This is a genomic window from Streptomyces sp. NPDC051567 (assembly GCF_044454165.1).
GTDB lineage: Bacteria > Actinomycetota > Actinomycetes > Streptomycetales > Streptomycetaceae > Streptomyces.
Genome location: NZ_JBITDK010000005.1, coordinates 274,762 through 291,989 on the forward strand (window position 1 = coordinate 274,762; position 17,228 = coordinate 291,989).

20 protein-coding genes are annotated in these 17,228 nt (G+C 73.0%); 14 read left to right on the forward strand and 6 right to left on the reverse strand.

Annotation, left to right across the window (positions count from 1 at the left end; translation table 11 throughout):
• Positions 1 to 14: 14 nt before the first annotated feature.
• Together ACIA5F_RS08935 and ACIA5F_RS08940 are read right to left on the reverse strand one after the other, a co-directional pair.
• Entirely contained in the window at positions 15 to 797 is a 783-nt protein-coding gene (locus ACIA5F_RS08935; protein ID WP_399350705.1) for a phosphotransferase family protein, read from the reverse strand.
• Positions 798 to 981: 184 nt separating this feature from the next.
• A complete protein-coding gene (locus ACIA5F_RS08940; RefSeq protein ID WP_399350707.1) occupies positions 982 to 1,404 on the reverse strand; it encodes a hypothetical protein in 423 nt (140 codons plus the stop codon).
• 365 nt (positions 1,405 to 1,769) lie between these two features.
• On the opposite strand from ACIA5F_RS08940, the gene ACIA5F_RS08945 reads away from it, so the two are divergent.
• From ACIA5F_RS08945 to ACIA5F_RS08965, 5 genes are all read left to right on the forward strand, one after another.
• Positions 1,770 to 2,600: a helix-turn-helix domain-containing protein gene (locus tag ACIA5F_RS08945; RefSeq protein ID WP_399350709.1), complete on the forward strand. Its 831-nt coding sequence runs from the start codon at positions 1,770 to 1,772 to the stop codon at positions 2,598 to 2,600.
• Positions 2,597 to 2,806: a DUF397 domain-containing protein gene (locus tag ACIA5F_RS08950; RefSeq protein WP_399350711.1), complete on the forward strand. Its 210-nt coding sequence runs from the start codon at positions 2,597 to 2,599 to the stop codon at positions 2,804 to 2,806. Before ACIA5F_RS08945 ends, ACIA5F_RS08950 begins: the two co-directional genes overlap by 4 nt.
• Before the next feature lie 65 nt (positions 2,807 to 2,871).
• On the forward strand, positions 2,872 to 3,081 hold the full coding sequence (locus ACIA5F_RS08955) for a DUF397 domain-containing protein (RefSeq protein ID WP_399350713.1): 210 nt from the start codon (positions 2,872 to 2,874) through the stop codon (positions 3,079 to 3,081).
• 62 nt (positions 3,082 to 3,143) lie between these two features.
• A complete protein-coding gene (locus tag ACIA5F_RS08960) occupies positions 3,144 to 3,359 on the forward strand; it encodes a DUF397 domain-containing protein (protein ID WP_399350715.1) in 216 nt (71 codons plus the stop codon).
• 114 nt (positions 3,360 to 3,473) lie between these two features.
• Positions 3,474 to 4,337 carry a potassium channel family protein gene (locus tag ACIA5F_RS08965; RefSeq protein ID WP_399350717.1) on the forward strand — a complete coding sequence of 288 codons (864 nt, stop codon included), beginning with the start codon at positions 3,474 to 3,476 and terminating at the stop codon, positions 4,335 to 4,337.
• A gap of 6 nt (positions 4,338 to 4,343) precedes the next feature.
• On the opposite strand, the gene ACIA5F_RS08970 is transcribed toward ACIA5F_RS08965, so the two are convergent.
• Positions 4,344 to 4,727, reverse strand: a complete 384-nt coding sequence (locus ACIA5F_RS08970) for a peptidase inhibitor family I36 protein (protein WP_399350719.1) — start codon at positions 4,725 to 4,727, stop codon at positions 4,344 to 4,346.
• Positions 4,728 to 5,645: 918 nt separating this feature from the next.
• Here ACIA5F_RS08970 and ACIA5F_RS08975 point away from each other — a divergent pair.
• Both ACIA5F_RS08975 and ACIA5F_RS08980 read left to right on the forward strand, forming a co-directional pair.
• A complete protein-coding gene (locus ACIA5F_RS08975) occupies positions 5,646 to 6,797 on the forward strand; it encodes an alpha/beta hydrolase (protein ID WP_399350804.1) in 1,152 nt (383 codons plus the stop codon).
• A 107-nt stretch (positions 6,798 to 6,904) separates the two neighbouring features.
• Positions 6,905 to 7,792, forward strand: a complete 888-nt coding sequence (locus ACIA5F_RS08980) for a DUF4429 domain-containing protein (RefSeq protein WP_399350721.1) — start codon at positions 6,905 to 6,907, stop codon at positions 7,790 to 7,792.
• Positions 7,793 to 7,882: 90 nt separating this feature from the next.
• Here ACIA5F_RS08980 and ACIA5F_RS08985 read toward each other — a convergent pair whose 3' ends face one another.
• Together ACIA5F_RS08985 and ACIA5F_RS08990 are read right to left on the reverse strand one after the other, a co-directional pair.
• A complete protein-coding gene (locus ACIA5F_RS08985; protein WP_399350724.1) occupies positions 7,883 to 8,908 on the reverse strand; it encodes an aldo/keto reductase in 1,026 nt (341 codons plus the stop codon).
• Positions 8,905 to 9,297 (reverse strand): MerR family transcriptional regulator, encoded by a 393-nt coding sequence (locus ACIA5F_RS08990; protein ID WP_399350726.1) that lies wholly within the window; start codon positions 9,295 to 9,297, stop codon positions 8,905 to 8,907. The genes ACIA5F_RS08985 and ACIA5F_RS08990 overlap by 4 nt, the downstream gene beginning before the upstream one ends.
• Positions 9,298 to 9,366: 69 nt before the next feature.
• Between ACIA5F_RS08990 and ACIA5F_RS08995 the strand changes: the two genes are divergently transcribed.
• Positions 9,367 to 10,197 (forward strand): serine hydrolase domain-containing protein, encoded by an 831-nt coding sequence (locus ACIA5F_RS08995; protein WP_399350806.1) that lies wholly within the window; start codon positions 9,367 to 9,369, stop codon positions 10,195 to 10,197.
• Between the two features lie 60 nt (positions 10,198 to 10,257).
• On the opposite strand, the gene ACIA5F_RS09000 is transcribed toward ACIA5F_RS08995, so the two are convergent.
• Complete coding sequence (locus tag ACIA5F_RS09000; RefSeq protein WP_399350728.1) at positions 10,258 to 10,920, reverse strand: pirin family protein; 663 nt, start codon at positions 10,918 to 10,920, stop codon at positions 10,258 to 10,260.
• A gap of 70 nt (positions 10,921 to 10,990) precedes the next feature.
• Between ACIA5F_RS09000 and ACIA5F_RS09005 the strand changes: the two genes are divergently transcribed.
• From ACIA5F_RS09005 to ACIA5F_RS09030, 6 genes are all read left to right on the forward strand, one after another.
• Positions 10,991 to 12,208 carry a PucR family transcriptional regulator gene (locus ACIA5F_RS09005; protein WP_399350730.1) on the forward strand — a complete coding sequence of 406 codons (1,218 nt, stop codon included), beginning with the start codon at positions 10,991 to 10,993 and terminating at the stop codon, positions 12,206 to 12,208.
• Positions 12,209 to 12,297: 89 nt separating this feature from the next.
• Entirely contained in the window at positions 12,298 to 13,215 is a 918-nt protein-coding gene (locus ACIA5F_RS09010; RefSeq protein WP_399350732.1) for an ACP S-malonyltransferase, read from the forward strand.
• Positions 13,216 to 13,230: 15 nt separating this feature from the next.
• Positions 13,231 to 14,235 (forward strand): ketoacyl-ACP synthase III, encoded by a 1,005-nt coding sequence (locus tag ACIA5F_RS09015; RefSeq protein WP_399350734.1) that lies wholly within the window; start codon positions 13,231 to 13,233, stop codon positions 14,233 to 14,235.
• Between the two features lie 70 nt (positions 14,236 to 14,305).
• Positions 14,306 to 14,557: an acyl carrier protein gene (locus tag ACIA5F_RS09020; RefSeq protein ID WP_399350737.1), complete on the forward strand. Its 252-nt coding sequence runs from the start codon at positions 14,306 to 14,308 to the stop codon at positions 14,555 to 14,557.
• Positions 14,558 to 14,636: 79 nt separating this feature from the next.
• Positions 14,637 to 15,902: a beta-ketoacyl-[acyl-carrier-protein] synthase family protein gene (locus ACIA5F_RS09025; RefSeq protein WP_399350738.1), complete on the forward strand. Its 1,266-nt coding sequence runs from the start codon at positions 14,637 to 14,639 to the stop codon at positions 15,900 to 15,902.
• Between the two features lie 425 nt (positions 15,903 to 16,327).
• Positions 16,328 to 17,224 carry an SGNH/GDSL hydrolase family protein gene (locus ACIA5F_RS09030; RefSeq protein ID WP_399350740.1) on the forward strand — a complete coding sequence of 299 codons (897 nt, stop codon included), beginning with the start codon at positions 16,328 to 16,330 and terminating at the stop codon, positions 17,222 to 17,224.
• Positions 17,225 to 17,228: the final 4 nt, after the last annotated feature.

Consider the following 17,228-nt stretch of genomic DNA (forward strand, 5'->3'; position numbering starts at 1 on the left):
GGGGTCGGCTGGGGTCAGCCGAGCAGGGAGCGGAAGCGTGCGTTGCTCGGGCCCGCGCCCTTCTCGCCGACGGTCGCCGTCCAGTGCCGGCAGGTGCCGTTCACGAAAGCCCGGACCGCTCCCGGTTCCGCGCGGCGCCAGCCCGGGAACCGGTGGAGCCATCGCAGCGCGTCGGCCGGGGTCTGGCCGCACTCCATCATGCGTACGGCCGTGTACGCCGGGTCCACCCACGCGGGGCCGGTGGCGGGCATCGCCCAGTCCACCAGGTAGGCGTCGCCAGCGCGCACCAGGATGTTGTGCGGGTTGGCGTCGGTGTGGAGCAGCGCGGCCCCTTCGAGCGCCTCGGCCTCGCCGGGTTCCAGGTACTTCCGGAACCTCTCGGCGAACCGGGGGATGCGCAGGCCGCCCGCGTCGAGTGACTGGACCCTCTCCAGCGTGCGCGCGACCGCGTCCAGGTCCCCCGTGCCGGGGCTCAGGTCGACGTGGCGACCGTCGAGGTGGGCGAATGCCAGACAGCGCCACCCGGCCGCCTCGAACCGGTGGCGGAGCGCGGAGCCGTGCGCGGCGACGACACCATTGACGTGCTCCTCGGCGCGCAGACCGGCCGTCCCGGTCGCGTCGGACGTACGGACCCCCTTGAGGAAGAGCGGGCCGGCGCGCCGGGTGTGGATGATCAGCGCGACGGTGCAGTTCAGCCCTTCGGCCACGGTCTCCGACGTGACCACCGGGCCGGTGCGCGCGGTGACGGCTTCACGAAGCCCGGCCGGCAGGTCTTCCCACTGGACGCGTTCGGTCATGTGCCCCTCCGGTCGACAGGGGGAGGGGAACGGTCGGCCGGTCCCCTCCCCGGTTCTGGGCCCGTCCGGTTGCTGACCGCCTCCCACGGTGGGCAGCGACCGGGCGGGGGTGGTGTCCCGCTCCTGCCGGGGGCTCCGTGGGCCGGCCCGGCAGGAGCGGGAGATCATGGAAGGTCACGGGAGGTCACGGGAGGTCGGAGGCCTCGTGGCCGGTCTCCTTCACGACCCGTTCCAGCAGGTACGCGCACACGTACGGGCGTTCCGGTGTGGGCGGGGTGAGCCACTGGAGCGACCCCGTGGCACCGGACGGAGCGGGCACCCCGACGTAGGTGGTCTCGCCCTCCCGCGCGACACAGAGCGACACCCACTTCGGCCAGCTCAACCGCCGCGCCGTTCTCGGTGCCACGAGGAAGTAGAACCAGCGCCCGCCGTACTCCGACAGCACCGGACCAGGAGCATCAGCCGTCAGACGGCGCAGCACCGCCACCACCTCCCCACCCGCACGGCCCTCCACCCGCACCGCATCGAAGTCCACCCCGGCCTCACACAGTCCGATACCGGATTCCGGCACCCACCCCGGCAGCCACACCGCCTTGACCGCACTCACCTGACACCCCCGCCGAACGCCCGGGTCAGAACCGGGGCCGAAGCCGGGGCCGGGGCCGGGTCTGGGGCGGCGAGGACCGGCAACCGCGCCTCGTACCCCTCACCGAACACCCGCTCCGCGAGACGATGCCCGGACGAGAACAGCACCGCCAGCCGCGCCAGAAGATCCCCCTCCGACCGATGCTCCGGCCACCCCCGCGCCAGCAGCACCGCCCCACCCCGACCACGCCTGTACTCAGCCATCAGACCTCCCACAAGACACCGACCATCCCTCTCCGTAGCCATACCGCTACCGGGGGTGCCCAGCGTGGTCTAGAGTCGGGATGTCTTCAACTGGCGGAGATTGACAGGCGAGTTAGGTGTCAGATGGTGAACCGAAAGGAACTGGACCCCGAGCGGTCGCCGCGTGCGGCGTTCGGGGCACGACTTCGCAGCCTGCGGGATGAACGCGGCTGGACACAGGACGAGCTGGCGGAGCGCATGGGGTGCTCCGGGGCGCATATTTCTGCCGTGGAAACTGGTCGAAGGGCTCCAACTCGCCGTTTCTCAGCAAGTGCTGACCGAGTGTTCGGCACTGGAGACAGACTCGAACGGCAGGGCCAAGCCGTTCGCCATACGGCGCTGCTGGAAGGTTTTCCGGAATACGTTGCGCATGAGGTGCGCGCAGCGGAGATCAGGCTCTTTGAGCTGGGGATCGTCCCAGGGTTGCTGCAGACCCCGGAGTATGCCGCTGCCATGGCTGCAGGCGCTGTGCGTCGGGGAGCAATCACGGAGCAGCAAGCGGAGGAACGGTTGACTCTCCTTGCGCGGCGGCAGGCATCCCTGGAGGGGGCTCCCACACCACTGGTCTACGCGGTTCTGGACGAGAGCTGCATACGGCGGCCAGTGGGTGGCCCCAAAGTCATGGCGGCACAAGTGGACCGGCTCGCAGCGTTCGCGGAGCTGCCCTCTACGGTCTTCCAGGTGGCGCCATACGACCTCGGCGAACGGCGGGCATTCGATCTACCGGTAACGCTGTTGACCCTCACCGACAGGTCCCACATCGCCTATGCCGAGTCCGCACAACAAGGGCGACTGGAACGCGATATGAGGTTCGTACAGCCCCTGTTGACGGCCTACCATCAGCTACAGGCTGAATCGCTCTCCCAAGCGGCATCTGTGGCCATGATCAAACAGTTACGAAAGGGCACCCCGTGACGACCGAATCCCCCCGTTGGTTCACCTCCTCCTACAGCAGCAACGGCGGCCAGTGCGTCGAGGTTGCCGTCAACCTCGTCGCGCCGCGCGGCGTGGTCCCCGTCCGTGACTCCAAGGACCCCCACGGCCCCGCGCTGATCTTCCGCTCCGCCGCGTTCGCGTCGTTCACGGCGAGCATCAAGGCAGGCACCGCCGGCTCCGTCTGAGCGGAAGCTCTGCCCCGAGCGGCATCCGTGGCAATGATCCGCACAGTACGGAAGGAACTGTTCCCATGACCGACGTTGACCTGACCGGCGCTTCTTGGTTCAAGTCTTCTCACAGCGACAACGGCGGGTCGTGTGTAGAGGTCTCGCCCGACTACCCGGGCGTGGTTCCCGTCCGTGACTCCAAGGACCTCCACGGCCCCGCACTGATCTTCCGCTCCGCCGCGTTCGCGTCGTTCACGGCGAGCATCAAGGCAGGCACCGCCGGCTCCGTCTGAGTGGAAGCTCTGCCCCGAGCGGCATCCGTGGCCATGATCCGCCAGTTACGAAAGGGCACCCCGTGACGACCGAATCCCCCTCCTTCCGTTGGGTCAAGTCCAGTTACAGCGGCGGTGGCGGTACCTGCGTCGAGTGGGCCCCGTCGAACGTGGCCGCTACCGGCGTGGTCCCGGTCCGTGACTCCAAGGACCCGAGCGGGCCGGTGCTCGCCTTCCCCGCCGCCGCCTTCGCCTCGTTCACCGCGAGCGTCAAGGCGGGCACGCTCGGAGCCGTCTGAGGCCGCGACCCACGGGACCCCGCCGCGCGCGCCTCGCCGTGGCGGGGTCTTCGCACGTCAGGCGGCAGCCGCCGGGGGCACGGCGTGCCCGGCGCACTCCTTACGATGCTCCGCATGAAGGAACCCTCCAGGCAGGAGCGGTGGGAGCGGCGGAGTCAGATCCCGCTGTTCCTGTGCGCCATGGCCTTCGCCGTCGCGTACGCCGTGCCCATCGTCGTCCCCGACGCGCGGGAGCCCGTACACCGGGCCTGCACGCTGACCGAGTGGGCGGTGTGGGGGGCCTTCGCCGGTGACTACCTCGTCCGGCTGGCCCTGTCCCCGGCCCGGAAGGTCTTCGTACGGACCCACTGGCTGGACCTGATCGCGGTGGTACTGCCGCTCGTCCAGCCGCTGCGGCTGCTGCGGGTGGTGTCGACCCTGCTGCTGGTGGGGCGGCGGGCCCGGATGGCGCCGCAGATCCGGCTGACGACGTACGTGGCGGGTGCGGTGGTCGGGCTGATGATGTTCGGCTCGCTGGCGGTACTGAGCGTGGAACGGGACGCCCCGGAAGGCAACATCCGCAACCTCGGCGACGCGGTGTGGTGGAGCTTCACCACGATGACGACGGTCGGGTACGGGGACCACTCCCCCACCACCGGGCTCGGCCGGGTGCTCGCGGTCGGTCTGATGCTGTCAGGGATCGCCCTGCTCGGTGTGGTCACCGCCAACATCGCGGCCTGGTTCGTCTCCCGTTTCGAGCGCGACGACCGGGTGGAACGGGCACAGACCGCCGCGATCACCGAACTGGCCGGGGAGGTAAGGGCACTGCGCGCCGAGATCGCGCGGCTGAGCGGAGCGACGGCCGGTCCGGACGCCGGTGCGGTGGTGACGGCCGACACGGTAGCGGCGGGTGGTGCGGGCGGGGTCCCGGCGCGGAGCGGGGTGCGCGTCGGGAGCCCCTGCCCGGCGGGGGACGGGCGTACGGGCGGCTCAGCCTAGGACGGCCTAGTTCTCCCACACCTTGAACGCCCGGATCTGGTAGGGCGACTGGGGGAGCTGGACGCCGTCGCCGGGGTAGGTCTGGAACTCTCCGGTCTCGGCGCACTCCGCCGACTGGTAGGTGGTCACCGGGCGGCCGGTGCGGTTGACGAGGGCCTGGGCGCTCTTGCCCGCAGGCAGTGCGGTGCAGCTGTTGATCTCCAGGGTGGAGAGCTCGTGGACGTGCCGGGTCCCCTGGAAGTCCGGTTTCGCCCACAGGCACAGCTGTCCGGCCGCACAGGGCCCGGCGGGAGCCCGGCCGGCGGCGGCGTGGGCGGCCGGGGAGGAGGTGGGCAGGAGGGCGGCGGCGGCCAGGGCGGTCACGGCGAAAAAGGTGCTCCACGTACGCATGACGGTTCGTCTCCTTGTGGACGAAGGGGCCCCGGACCGTTTCCGGAACTCCCTTGGCACCACGCTGACCTGCGAAGACGTCCGGACGGAAGAGGCAGCGGGCGGGTCCACCCTGATAGGCGACAGTCCCGCCGGAACCCTCCGGCGGGACTGTCGTACGTACGGAATTGACGCCTCCGCGAGCCTGCGCACGCCCGCGCGGTGGTGTTCCCGTCGCCCTGGGTGAAGCGGGACACGACGGCGGCGGGGACCATGGCGGACACGAACGTGTCGCGCGCGGCCTCGCCGACCGCCCGCGCGGACCGGTTCCGGGACGCCCGGACGGGCGGGAGGGACGGACCTCCCTCACGGTCGCCGACCGTGAGGGCCCGGACCTGGAGGCCGGTCCGTGGCCCCGGGGGGCGTCGCCGCGCCCTGCGGTGTGATGCGGGTCACCGCCCGGCCCTGGGGGCGGGGCGCGGACACCGGCGTGGCCGTGGTCCGGCGGGTGATCTCGGCCCACCGCGACCGGACCGGCCCGGCGCCCACCGCGCCCCGGCCACGCCCCGGCCACACCCGGCCCCTGCCACGGTCCGGGTCCGACGCTCCTCCGGCACCCGGGCGCTGACGGGACGTCCGGCGGCGCGGGGGCGGACCGCCCGGCGCGGCGCCGCCGACGGGCCGTCAGGGCGGGCCGTGACCCGCCCGGCGCGAGAACGGGGCGGGGCGCGTCCGGGCCCCGCCCCCACCTGCGGCCCGCCCCGGACGCGCCCGCCGTGACCCCGCTCACCCCACGCCTGCAGGCCGGGGCCCTTCTCCTACCCTGGCCCGGTGAACCTGCCCGGCCCCGCCCCCCTCACCACCACCGGCACCACCACCGGCACCACCACCGGCACCGTCCCGCGTCCGGCCGCCCGGCGCACCCTGCTCGTGCTCGCGGTGGTCCTCCTCATGCTGGCGACCACCGGCTGGACGGCCGTGCACCGGCCCGAGAGCGGTGTCCCGCTGCGGACCGCCGCCCTCGCCGCCTGGGCGAAGGCCCGGGTCGACGGCCGGCCGGTGCCGCGCGCGGACGCCCCCGTACGGACGGTGGCCCGCTTCTTCGCCGGCCTCGACGCCGACCGGCGGGCCCGGCTCGCCGACGGCCACCCCTTCGTCGTCGGCAACCTCGACGGGGTCCCCGCGCCGGTCCGCTACCGGGCCAACCTGGTCGGCCTGGAACGGGCCGGGCGCGCCGAGAACGCCCGCGCCCACGACGTCGCCCTGACCCCCGCCGACCGGGCCACGGCCGCCCGCCGCGCCCACCGCTTCGCCTCGCTCGCCGCGCCCGGCCGGCAGATCCTGGCCTTCGACCCCACCGGGGGCGGGCTCGTCGCCGAGGTCTTCGGCGACCTGGACCGGGCCCGCCGGGTCTCGGTGGTCGTCCCCGGCGTCGACACCGACCTGATCACCTTCGAGCGCACCCAGCGCCGCCTGACCGCCCCGGCCGGCATGGCGCGGGCCCTGTACGGGGCCCAGCGCGCGAGTGCCCCCGAGAGCCGGACGGCGGTCGTCGCCTGGGCCGGCTACACCGCGCCCGCCGGGGTCGGCATGGACGCGGCCACCGGCCGGCTGGCCTTCGACGGCGCCGCCCGGCTGGAGTCCCTCACCGCGGCCCTGCCCGGGGACGCGAGCGTGGCGCTGTTCTGCCACAGCTACGGGTCGGTGGTGTGCGGGGTCGCCGCGCACGCGCTGCCCGGGCGGGTGACGGACGTGGTGGTGGCGGGGAGTCCGGGGATGCGGGCGCACAGCGTCGCCGCGCTGGGCACCCGGGCCCGGGTGTGGGCCACGCGGGACGAGGGCGACTGGATCGCGGACGTACCCCACCTGGAGGTCGGCGGGCTGGGACACGGGGCCGATCCGGTCTCCCCGGCGTTCGGCGCGCGGCTGCTGTCCTCGGCCGGGGCCAGGAACCATACGGGCTATTTCGAGCCAGGCACCGGGTCGCTGGAGAACTTCGCCAGGATCGGGACCGGCGCGTTCACCTCCGTCGTCTGCGCGGACGGGGACCACGGCTGCCGCCACGGGATCTTCGGCCTGGAGGAGAACTGACGGGAAATCGCCCGGACTTCGGCGGCCTTCCCGGGGCCCGGCATCCGCCTCACCCCGCGAAATGGGCTTCGCAACGAGGGGGACGCGCGGGGGCGCCTCCCTTTACGATGTGCCGCATGGGTGACGTACTGGCCGGAAACCATGCCGTCTGGGAGTTCGACTCCGATACGGAATCGGTGCTCATCCGCTTCGCTCGGGGGATGCGGACGCCACGGCTCTGGCATGCCCTCGGTGCGCGGCGGGTGCCTCTCGAAGCGCTGTCCGGGGTGAGCGTGACCGGGGGGAAGCGGGACACGGTGGTGCTGCGTGCCGTCCCGCGGCCGGGCGCCGATCCGCTGATGGAGGCGGCGGCCGGGCAGCTGAAGGACTCCTGCGACCCGTACCGGCTGGTGCTGCCGGGGGGGCGGGCGCCGCACGCCGACGCCTTCGCCGGGGCCCTGCGCGACCGGCTCGGGCCGGAGGCCGCCGAACCGGCCGGGCGCTTCCTCGTCGAGGCGCCCCGGCCGCCGGTCCGCCTGAAGGCGTACGACGCGCGGGTGGGTTTCGACGGCTCGGCGGTCACCTTCCGCTGGTCCCGGACGGGGGCCACCGGCACCAAGTGGCGGGCGGGTGACCAGCGTTACCCGCTGGCCGCGTTCACGGGCGTCGAGTGGGTCTCCCCGGACGGCCCCGGCCCCGGCGGCCATCTGCGGCTGCTCCCCCGGGACACCCCCGGCGATCCCCGCCCGGACCACGACCTGGCGACGGCGGTCTTCGGGACGGGGTACGGCGTGGGGTACGGGGCGATGCACGAGTCGCTGCCGTTCGCCGCGTCCGTGCTCGCCGCACTGCGCGGGCGCGCACCCGTCGCCGCCGTGGGCGCCGTGGGCTCCGTGCCCCCGCTGCGGGTCTCCGGCGACCGGCTGCGGCACCTGGGCGAGCTGCACGGCGCCGGTCTGCTGACCGATGCCGAGTACACGGCGCTGCGGGACCGTTTCGCCGCCGAGGGCCGCTGACACCAGGCCCCGGCCGGCCCCCGACCCGGGGGCCGGGGGCCGGGGGCCGGGGGCCAGGGCCTCGCGGAGGTGTCCCGGTCCGCCCTCGCGTCAGTGCTCGCGGGCCACCGAGGTGAGGCTCATGTCCGGGTAGCGGTCCCCCGCGACCCGCCCGGCGATCGGCTCCAGCCGCGCCAGCTCCGCGTCCGTCAGCGTGATCCTCGTCGCCGCCGTGTTCTCCGCCACCCGCTCCGGCCTGCGGGTGCCCGGGATCGGGACCACCGTCAGCCCGTGCACCGCCGCCCGCTGCTGCACCCAGGCCAGGGCGATCTGCGCCGGGCTCGCCCCGTGCGCCTCGGCGATCTCGCGGACCGGGGCCAGCAGCGCCGCGTTGGCCTTCGCGTTGTCGCCCGTGAACCGGGGCTGGTAGCGCCGGAAGTCGTCGGCCGCCAGCTCCTTGCCCGCGTCGGCGAACGCGCCCGTCAGGAACCCGCGCCCGAGCGGGGAGTAGGGCACGAAGGCCACGCCCAGCTCGGCCGCCGCGCCCACCGCGCTGCGCTCCACGTCCCGGCTGAACAGCGACCACTCCGACTGGAGCGCCGTGACCGGGTGCACCGCGTACGCCTCGCGCAGCTCCGCGCCGGTCACCTCGCTGAGCCCCAGGTGGCGCACCTTGCCCTCCCGCACCAGCTCCGCCATGGCGCCCACCGACTCGGCGAAGGGCACGGCCGGGTCGTGCCGGTGCATGTAGTACAGGTCGATGACCTCGGTCCCGAGCCGCCGCAGGCTGCCCTCGACGGCCCGGCGGATGTACGCGCGGTCGTTGCGGACGGCCCGGTACTGCGGGTCGTCGGTGCGCTCGATGGCGAACTTCGTCGCCAGGGTGATCTCGTCCCGGTGCGCGGCGACGAACGGGGCGAGGAACTCCTCGTTGCGGCCCCGCCCGTAGATGTCCGCGGTGTCGAAGAGGGTGACCCCGGCGGCGAGGGCCGCCTCCAGGGTCTCCCGGGCCGCCGCTTCGTCCGTCTTCCCGTAGAACTCGCTGATGCCCATGCAGCCCAGGCCCTGGACGCCCACCTGGGGGCCGTCCTTGCCGAGTGCGGTGCGTCGCAGTGGGGTGGTGCCGTTCTCCGTCATGACTTCGCCTTCCCCGCGACCGCGTTCATCGCGTACATCCCGATCTTGTGGTCCAGCACGGCGAGCGCGTCGTTCAGTTCCGTGATCCGCGCCCGTACGTCGTGCCGTGTCCGTTCCAGCAGTTCGCGCCGTTGCGCGACGGTGTGCTCGCCCTCCCTGACCAGTTCCGCGTACCGGACCATGTCCGCCACCGACATTCCGGTGGCGCGCAGCTTGCCGACGAAGGCGAGCCAGTCGAGGTCGCGCTCGCTGAACCGGCGCTGGCCCGAGTGGGAGCGGTCCACGTGCGGCATCAGGCCGATCCGTTCGTACCAGCGCAGGGTGTGCTGGGTCAGACCGGTCCGGGCCGCGACCTCGCTGATCGTGTACCGCGTCTGCGTCGGGCTCATGACTCCACGCTAGAACCCTGGAGTGCACTCCAGGCAAGTAGGCTCGGCGCCATGGACAGCGTGGAGACCCTGGAAAGCCTGCGGATCATCGAGAACTGGCCGGTGGGGACCGCCGCGGCGGCCGTCGTGCGCGCGGACGGGAGCCTGGCCGGTTCCCACGGGCCGCTCGGGCACCGTTTCCCGCTGGCCTCGGTCACCAAGCCGCTCACCGCGTACGCGGCCCTCGTCGCGTACGAGGAGGGGGCGATCGAGCTGGACGAGCCGGCCGGTCCGCCGGGGGCGACGGTCCGCGACCTCCTCGCGCACACCAGCGGGCTGGCCTTCGACGAGCACCGGGCGGCGGCGGAGCCCCGGCAGCGGCGGCTGTACTCGAACGCCGGTTTCGAGGTCCTCGGCGACCACATCGCCAAGGCCACCGGCATCCCCTTCGGCGATTACCTGCACCAGGCGGTCTGTGAGCCGCTGGGCATGACCGCGACCGTCCTGACGGGCTCGCCGGCCAGGGACGGCGTCTCCACCGTCGCGGACCTGGTCCGGTTCGCCGCCGAGCTCCAGGCGCCCCGGCTGCTCGACGTCCGTACGGTCGCCGAGGCCACCGCCGTCGTGCACCCGGGGCTCAAGGGCGTGCTCCCGGGCTACGGGCACCAGTCCCCCAACGACTGGGGGCTCGGCCTGGAGATCCGGGGCGGCAAGTCCCCGCACTGGACGGGCACCCGTTCCTCGCCCCGTACCTTCGGGCACTTCGGGCAGTCCGGGACCTTCCTGTGGGTGGACCCGGACGCGCGGGCCGCGTGCGTGGCCCTGACCGACCGCGCCTTCGGCCCGTGGGCCGTAGCGGCCTGGACCCCGTTCACGGACGCGGTCCTGGCCGAACTCGACGCCCCCCGGTCACGCCCCTGAGCGCGGTCGGACCCGAGGGCGGTCGGACCCGAGGGCCGGCGGCCTCAAGGACCGGCGGCCTCAAGGACCGGCGGGCAGTTCCCAGATCAGCAGCTCGCCCGGGGACCCGGCGATGATCTCCAGCGCCTTCTCCCCGGTGATCCGCGCCGCGTCACCGGGGCCGAGTTCCTCGCCGTCCAGCCGCAGGTCCCCGCGGACCACGTGCAGGTAGACCCGCTCCGCCGCCGGTACGGCGACCCGCTCGCCCGCGCCGGGCCGCCGCACGCGCAGCACGGCCCCGGCCGCCGGGACCTCGTACGGCGTGCCGTCGGCGACGTTCCTGACCAGCTCGTACGTGGGCTCCCCGCCCTCGGCGAGCGGCGCGAGCCAGGTCTGTACGAAGCGCAGCGGGCGGTCGCCGTCGTTGCGCTCCACGTGGCGGGCCCCTGAACCGGCGCCCAGGCGCTGGACGTCCCCGGCCCGGACCAGGGTGGTCCTGCCGGTGGAGTCCCGGTGGGTGAGTTCGCCCTCGATCACCCAGGTCACGATCTCGGTGTGGCTGTGCGGGTGCTCGTCGAACCCGGCGCCCGGGGCGATCCCCTCCTCGTTGCAGGCCAGGACCGGGCCGAAGCGGAGGTTGTCCGGGTCGTAGAAGTGCCCGAAGGAGAAGGCGTGCCGGGTGGTGATCCCGGCGGCGGGGTCACCGCCCTCGTAGCGGTCGGCGGCACGGCGTACATCGATCATGGTGCCCACGGTAGCCCCCGGGCCCCGGACCGGACTCCGCGCCGGCGCCCCGATAAGGCAGTCTTGTCCCGTGCCCCAACCCGAACGTGAGCATCGCCCCGCGCCACACGCCGCGCATTCCGCGCCCGCCCATCCGCACTCCGCGACGCTGCGCCGGCTGGAGAAGTCCTCCGGCAGGCTCGCCGCCAACGCCATCGCGCGCATGGACGAGACCCTGCCGTGGTACCGGGCGATGCCCCCGGAGAACCGGTCCTGGATCGGCCTGGTCGCGCAGGCCGGCATCGCCGCCTTCACGGAGTGGTTCCGGCACCCGGAGGCCCCGCAGGCGATCTCCACCGACGTCTTCGGGACGGCTCCGCGCGAGCTGACCCGGGCGATCACCCTGCGCCAGACCGTCGAGATGGTCCGCACCACGATCGAGGTCATGGAGACCGCGATCGAGGAGGTGGCGGCCCCGGGCGACGAGTCGATCCTGCGGGAGGCGCTGCTCGTGTACGCCCGGGAGATCGCGTTCGCGACGGCCCAGGTGTACGCGCAGGCCGCCGAGGCGCGGGGGGCGTGGGACGCCCGGCTGGAGTCCCTCGTCGTCAACGCGGTGCTGTCGGGCGAGGCCGACGAGGGCGCGCTGTCGCGGGCGGCGGCGCTCGGCTGGAACTCGCCGGAGTACGTGTGCGTGGTCCTGGGCACCGCGCCGGAGGGGGACAGCGAGCTGACGGTCGAGGCGATCCGGCGCGCGGCCCGCCACCACAAGCTCCAGGTCCTCACCGGGGTCCTCGGGGACCGCCTGGTGGTCATCGCGGGGGGCAGCGACAACCCGATCCAGGTGGCCAAGTCCCTGATCGGGCCGTTCGCGGCCGGTCCGGTGGTGGCGGGCCCGGTCGTGCCGGACCTGCTGAACGCGACCCGGTCGGCGCAGGCCGCGACGGCCGGTCTGAAGGCGTGCACGGCGTGGCAGGACGCCCCCCGGCCGGTGCTGGCGGATGATCTGCTGCCGGAGCGCGCGATCGCCTCGGACCCCGCTGCCCGGGAGCAGCTGGTGGAGGAGATCTACAGACCGCTCCAGGAGGCGGGGTCGGCCCTGCTGGAGACGTTGAGCGTCTACCTGGAGCAGGCGAGCAGTCTCGAAGGGGCGGCGCGGATGCTGTTCGTCCACCCGAACACGGTGCGCTACCGGCTCCGACGTGTGACCGACGTCACCGGCTGGTCACCCTCTGATGTGCGTTCGGCGTTCACGCTGCGGATCGCCCTCATCCTGGGACGTCTGGCCGACGGCGATCCCCAGTCCTAGACTTTTGTCGGACATCAACAATTACCCCGACGGTTCTTCGTCCCTGTCCCCACGGGCGCCAGGGGCCGTCCACAAGAGAGAGTGTGAGGGTGCTCGTACTCGTCGCTCCCGGCCAAGGCGCTCAGACGCCCGGCTTCCTGACTCCCTGGCTCGGTCTCCCCGGTGCCGCCGACCGCGTCGCGGCGTGGTCGCAGGCCATCGGTCTCGACCTCGCCCACTACGGCACGAACGCTGACGCCGACGAGATCCGTGACACGGCCGTGGCCCAGCCGCTGCTGGTCGCGGCGGGTCTGCTGGCGGCCTCCGCGCTGGGTTCCCGTGCGGCCTTCGGGGCCGTCGCGGGCCACAGTGTCGGTGAGATCACCGCCGCCGCGTACGCGGGTGTGATCTCCGAGACCGAGGCGCTGTCCTTCGTCCGTACGCGTGGGCTGGCGATGGCGGACGCCGCCGCCGTCACCGCGACCGGGATGGCCGCGGTCCTCGGCGGTGACCGTGACGTGGTCGTCGCCCACCTGGAGAAGCTGGGGCTGACCCCGGCCAACATCAACGGTGCGGGCCAGGTCGTGGCCGCCGGCACCATGGAGCAGCTCGACGCCCTGGCGCAGGACAAGCCCGAGGGCTCCATGAAGGTCGTCGCCCTCAAGGTCGCGGGCGCCTTCCACACGCACCACATGGCCCCCGCGGTCGCCGAGCTGGAGACGGCCGCGAAGGCCCTCGATCCCGCCGACCCGGAGCTGGTGTACGTCTCGAACAAGGACGGTCACGTCGTCACCTCGGGCGCCGATGTCGTCGCCCGCCTGGTGGGCCAGGTCGCGAACCCGGTCCGCTGGGACCTGTGCATGGAGCGGTTCGCCGAGCTCGGTGTCACCGGGATCGTCGAGCTCTCCCCGGGCGGCACCCTGACGGGTCTGGCCAAGCGCGCGCTCAAGGGCGTGCCGGGCGTGGCCCTGAAGACGCCGGACGACCTTGAGAAGGCCGCGGCGCTCATCGCCGGGCACGCGGCCTGAGAAGGAGCCCACAGCATGTCGAAGATCAAACCGGCCAAGGGTTCCCCGTACGCCCGCATCCTCGGCGTCGGCGGTTACCGGCCGATCCGGGTGGTGCCCAACGAGGTCATCCTGGAGACGATCGACTCGTCCGACGAGTGGATTCGTTCCCGTTCCGGCATCGCGACCCGGCACTGGGCCTCGCCCCAGGAGACGGTCGCCGCGATGTCGGTGGAGGCATCGGGCAAGGCCCTGGCCGACGCCGGTGTGTCGCCGGAGCGGATCGGTGCCGTGATCGTCTCGACGGTCTCGCACTTCAAGCAGACCCCGGCCATCGCGACCGAGATCGCGCACCGCATCGGCGCGGGCAAGCCCGCCGCGTTCGACATCTCCGCGGGCTGCGCCGGTTTCGGGTACGGGCTGACCCTGGCCAAGGGTCTCATCGTCGAAGGTTCGGCCGAATACGTGCTGGTCATCGGCGTGGAGCGGCTTTCGGACCTCACCGACCTGAAGGACCGCGCGACGGCCTTCCTCTTCGGTGACGGCGCCGGTGCCGTGGTCGTCGGCCCTTCGGACGAGCCGGCCATCGGCCCCACGGTGTGGGGTTCGGAGGGCGACAAGTCCGAGACGATCAAGCAGACCGTGCCCTGGGACGAGTACCTCGGCAAGGACGGCGGGGAGAAGTTTCCGGCCATCACGCAGGAGGGTCAGGCGGTCTTCCGCTGGGCCGTCTTCGAGATGGCCAAGGTGGCCCAGCAGGCGCTCGACGCCGCCGGGATCACCGCGGACGACCTGGACGTCTTCATCCCGCACCAGGCAAACATGCGGATCATCGACTCGATGGTGAAGACTCTGAAGCTGCCGGAGCACGTCACGGTCGCCCGTGACGTGGAGACCACCGGCAACACCTCGGCCGCCTCGATCCCGCTCGCCATGGAGCGGCTCCTGGCGACCGGAGCGGCGAAGAGCGGCGACACCGCGCTCGTCATCGGCTTCGGGGCGGGACTCGTCTACGCCGCGACGGTCGTTACCCTCCCGTAGGGCCGGGGTGCAGATCCCGCCCTGTTTATCCAGTCAGCTAAAGCCAGTTCAGCCAGAGAAGGAGCGCCACATGGCCGCCACGCAGGAAGAGATCCTCGAAGGTCTCGCGGAGATCGTCAACGAGATCGCGGGCATCCCGCAGGAGGACGTCCAGCTGGAGAAGTCGTTCACCGACGACCTGGACGTCGACTCGCTGTCCATGGTCGAGGTCGTCGTCGCCGCCGAAGAGCGCTTCGACGTCAAGATCCCGGACGAGGACGTCAAGGACCTCAAGACGGTCGGCGACGCCGCGAACTACATCCTGAAGCACCAGGCCGTCTGAGCCTGACGAGCGTTTGTCGCCACCTGGCGGTGGCGCCGTGACAATTCAGCACCCCCTGAGACGTGGAGAAAGAATTCCTGTGAGCCAGACCAATCGCACCGTGGTCGTCACCGGTATCGGCGCAACCACTCCGCTGGGTGGCGACAGCGCTTCGACCTGGGACGGTCTGCTCGCCGGCCGTTCGGGCGTAAAGCCCCTGGAAGGCGAGCGTTTCGCCGAACTTCCGGTCCGTATCGCCGCCCTCGCCGCCGTGGACCCGGGCGAGGTACTGCCCCGGCCGCTGGCCCGCAAGCTGGACCGTTCGGCCCAGTTCGCCGTCATCGCGGCCCGCGAGGCGTGGGCCGACGCGGGATACACCGCCCCGGCGGGCGAGGACGCGTCCATCGCGCCCGAGCGCCTGGGCACCGTCATCGCCTCGGGCATCGGCGGCGTGACGACCCTGCTGGACCAGTACGACGTCCTGAAGGAGAAGGGTGTGCGCCGGGTCTCCCCGCACACCGTTCCCATGCTCATGCCGAACGGCCCCTCGGCCAACGTCGGCCTGGAGGTCAACGCGCGGGCGGGCGTGCACACCCCGGTCAGCGCCTGCGCGTCCGGCGCCGAGGCCATCGGCTACGCCGTCGAGATGATCCGTACCGGCCGTGCCGACGTGGTCGTCGCGGGCGGCACCGAGGCGGCGATCCACCCGCTGCCGATCGCCGCGTTCGCCAACATGATGGCGATGTCGAAGAACAACGACCACCCCGAGCAGGCGTCGCGCCCGTACGACAAGGGCCGTGACGGCTTCGTCCTCGGCGAGGGCGCGGGCGTCGTCGTCCTGGAGTCCGCGGAGCACGCCGCCGCGCGGGGCGCCCGGGTCTACTGCGAGGTGCTGGGCCAGGGTCTGTCCGCCGACAGCCACCACATCGCGCAGCCGGAGCCGACCGGCCGGGGCGTCGCCGCCGCGGTGCAGAACCTGCTCGACAACACGGGCCTGGACCCGGCCGAGCTGGTGCACCTGAACGCGCACGCCACCTCCACCCCGCAGGGTGACACGGCCGAGCTGAAGGCGCTGCGCAAGGTGCTGGGCGCCGACCTCGACCACATCGCGATCTCCGCCACCAAGTCGATGACCGGCCACCTGCTGGGCGGCGCGGGCGGCATCGAGACCGTGGCGACCGTCCTGGCGCTGTACCACCGGCTGGCCCCGCCGACGATCAACATCGAGGAACTCGACGACGACGTGGACGCGGACATCGTGCGCGGCGAGCCGCGCAAGCTGCCGGCCGACGGCCCGATCTCCGCGATCAACAACTCCTTCGGCTTCGGCGGCCACAACGTCACGCTGGCGTTCCGCTCCGTCTGATCCGGCCGCTTCGTCCGCTCCGGCCGCTTCGTCTGATCCGTCTGATCCGTCTGATCCGTCTGATCGAGCGGTCCGGCCGACCTGTCCGACCTGTCCGACCTGTCCGACCGGGTGATCCGTCCGGCGTCGCGTACGGACCGAGGCCCTGCCCGGCTGCCGCCGGGCGGGGCCTCGCGCGTCGCCGGGGCCCGGACCACCGGGTGGAACCGGCGGACCGGGCGAGGGCGGTGCGCAGCCGGTCCGCCGGGACACGGAACCTTTCTGGCATCGCGCAGCAGAACCTGCGGCCGAAACGCCGCGGGGGAAAGCTACCGTGACCCAGGGGCCGCAGGGTGACGTACGGTCGGTCCCGAGCCGGTCGACACCGAGCTTTCACGCAGCAGGACGCCCCGCCCCACGCGCGGGCGACGAGGAGGGACCACCCGATGGGCACCACCGCTGCGCGCCGCCGCGCGCGCCGGACCCTCACGGGCGCGGGCGCGGCGGTGCTCCTGCTGGCCGGGGCGGTGACCGGATGCCGCGCGGACGGGGCGGGCGGCGAGGGCGAGCGCGGGGCGCAGGCGGCGCCGCGCTGGAACACGGCGCCGGCCTCGGTGGCCGCCGTGGGCGACTCCATCACCCGCGGTTTCGACGCCTGTTCGGTGCTGGCCGACTGCCCGGAGGTCTCCTGGGCCACCGGTGACGACCCCGCGGTCCGCTCGCTCGCCGTCCGGCTGCTCGGGGAGAGCGGGGCCCCGGCGCTCAGCTGGAACTACGCGGTGACCGGCTCCCGGATGGCGGACCTGCCGGGCCAGCTCGCCTCGGCGGCGGCGCACCGGCCCGGCCTGGTCACGGTGATGGCGGGCTCCAACGACGTCTGCCGGTCGACCGCCGCCGCGATGACCCCGGTGGCCGAGTTCCGGTCCGGTTTCGAGCAGGCTCTCGCCGGGCTGCGGGCCGCCTCGCCCGCCTCACAGGTGTACGTCTCCAGCGTGCCGGACCTCCAGCGGCTGTGGGAACAGGGCAAGGACCTCCCGATGGTCCGGCAGGTCTGGAAGCTGGGCATCTGCCAGTCGATGCTGGCCGACCCGCTGTCGGCGGCGCCGGAGGCGACGGCCCGGCGCGAGCAGGTGCGGGCGCGGGTGGTCGAGTACAACGAGGTGCTGCGCGAGGTCTGCGGGCGGGACGCCCTGTGCCGCTACGACGGCGGCGCGGTCTTCCAGTACCCCTTCACGGCGCAGCAGTTGAGCCGCTGGGACTGGTTCCACCCGGGCAAGGACGGCCAGGCGCGGCTGGCGGAGCTGGCGCACCGGCAGGTGACGGCGCCCGAGCCGCCACGCTGAGCCG

Excerpts from the sequence above, each read along its gene's own strand:
- ACIA5F_RS09000 (WP_399350728.1), bottom strand. The coding sequence starts at position 10,920 with ATGATCGATGTACGCCGTGCCGCCGACCGCTACGAGGGCGGTGACCCC.
- ACIA5F_RS08985 (WP_399350724.1), bottom strand. The coding sequence starts at position 8,908 with ATGACGGAGAACGGCACCACCCCACTGCGACGCACCGCACTCGGCAAG.
- ACIA5F_RS09030 (WP_399350740.1), top strand. The coding sequence starts at position 16,328 with ATGGGCACCACCGCTGCGCGCCGCCGCGCGCGCCGGACCCTCACGGGC.
- ACIA5F_RS08955 (WP_399350713.1), top strand. The coding sequence starts at position 2,872 with ATGACCGACGTTGACCTGACCGGCGCTTCTTGGTTCAAGTCTTCTCAC.
- ACIA5F_RS08945 (WP_399350709.1), top strand. The coding sequence starts at position 1,770 with ATGGTGAACCGAAAGGAACTGGACCCCGAGCGGTCGCCGCGTGCGGCG.
- ACIA5F_RS08980 (WP_399350721.1), top strand. The coding sequence starts at position 6,905 with ATGTGCCGCATGGGTGACGTACTGGCCGGAAACCATGCCGTCTGGGAG.
- ACIA5F_RS08935 (WP_399350705.1), bottom strand. The coding sequence starts at position 797 with ATGACCGAACGCGTCCAGTGGGAAGACCTGCCGGCCGGGCTTCGTGAA.
- ACIA5F_RS09015 (WP_399350734.1), top strand. The coding sequence starts at position 13,231 with ATGTCGAAGATCAAACCGGCCAAGGGTTCCCCGTACGCCCGCATCCTC.
- ACIA5F_RS08965 (WP_399350717.1), top strand. The coding sequence starts at position 3,474 with ATGAAGGAACCCTCCAGGCAGGAGCGGTGGGAGCGGCGGAGTCAGATC.
- ACIA5F_RS08990 (WP_399350726.1), bottom strand. The coding sequence starts at position 9,297 with ATGAGCCCGACGCAGACGCGGTACACGATCAGCGAGGTCGCGGCCCGG.
- ACIA5F_RS09020 (WP_399350737.1), top strand. The coding sequence starts at position 14,306 with ATGGCCGCCACGCAGGAAGAGATCCTCGAAGGTCTCGCGGAGATCGTC.
- ACIA5F_RS08970 (WP_399350719.1), bottom strand. The coding sequence starts at position 4,727 with ATGCGTACGTGGAGCACCTTTTTCGCCGTGACCGCCCTGGCCGCCGCC.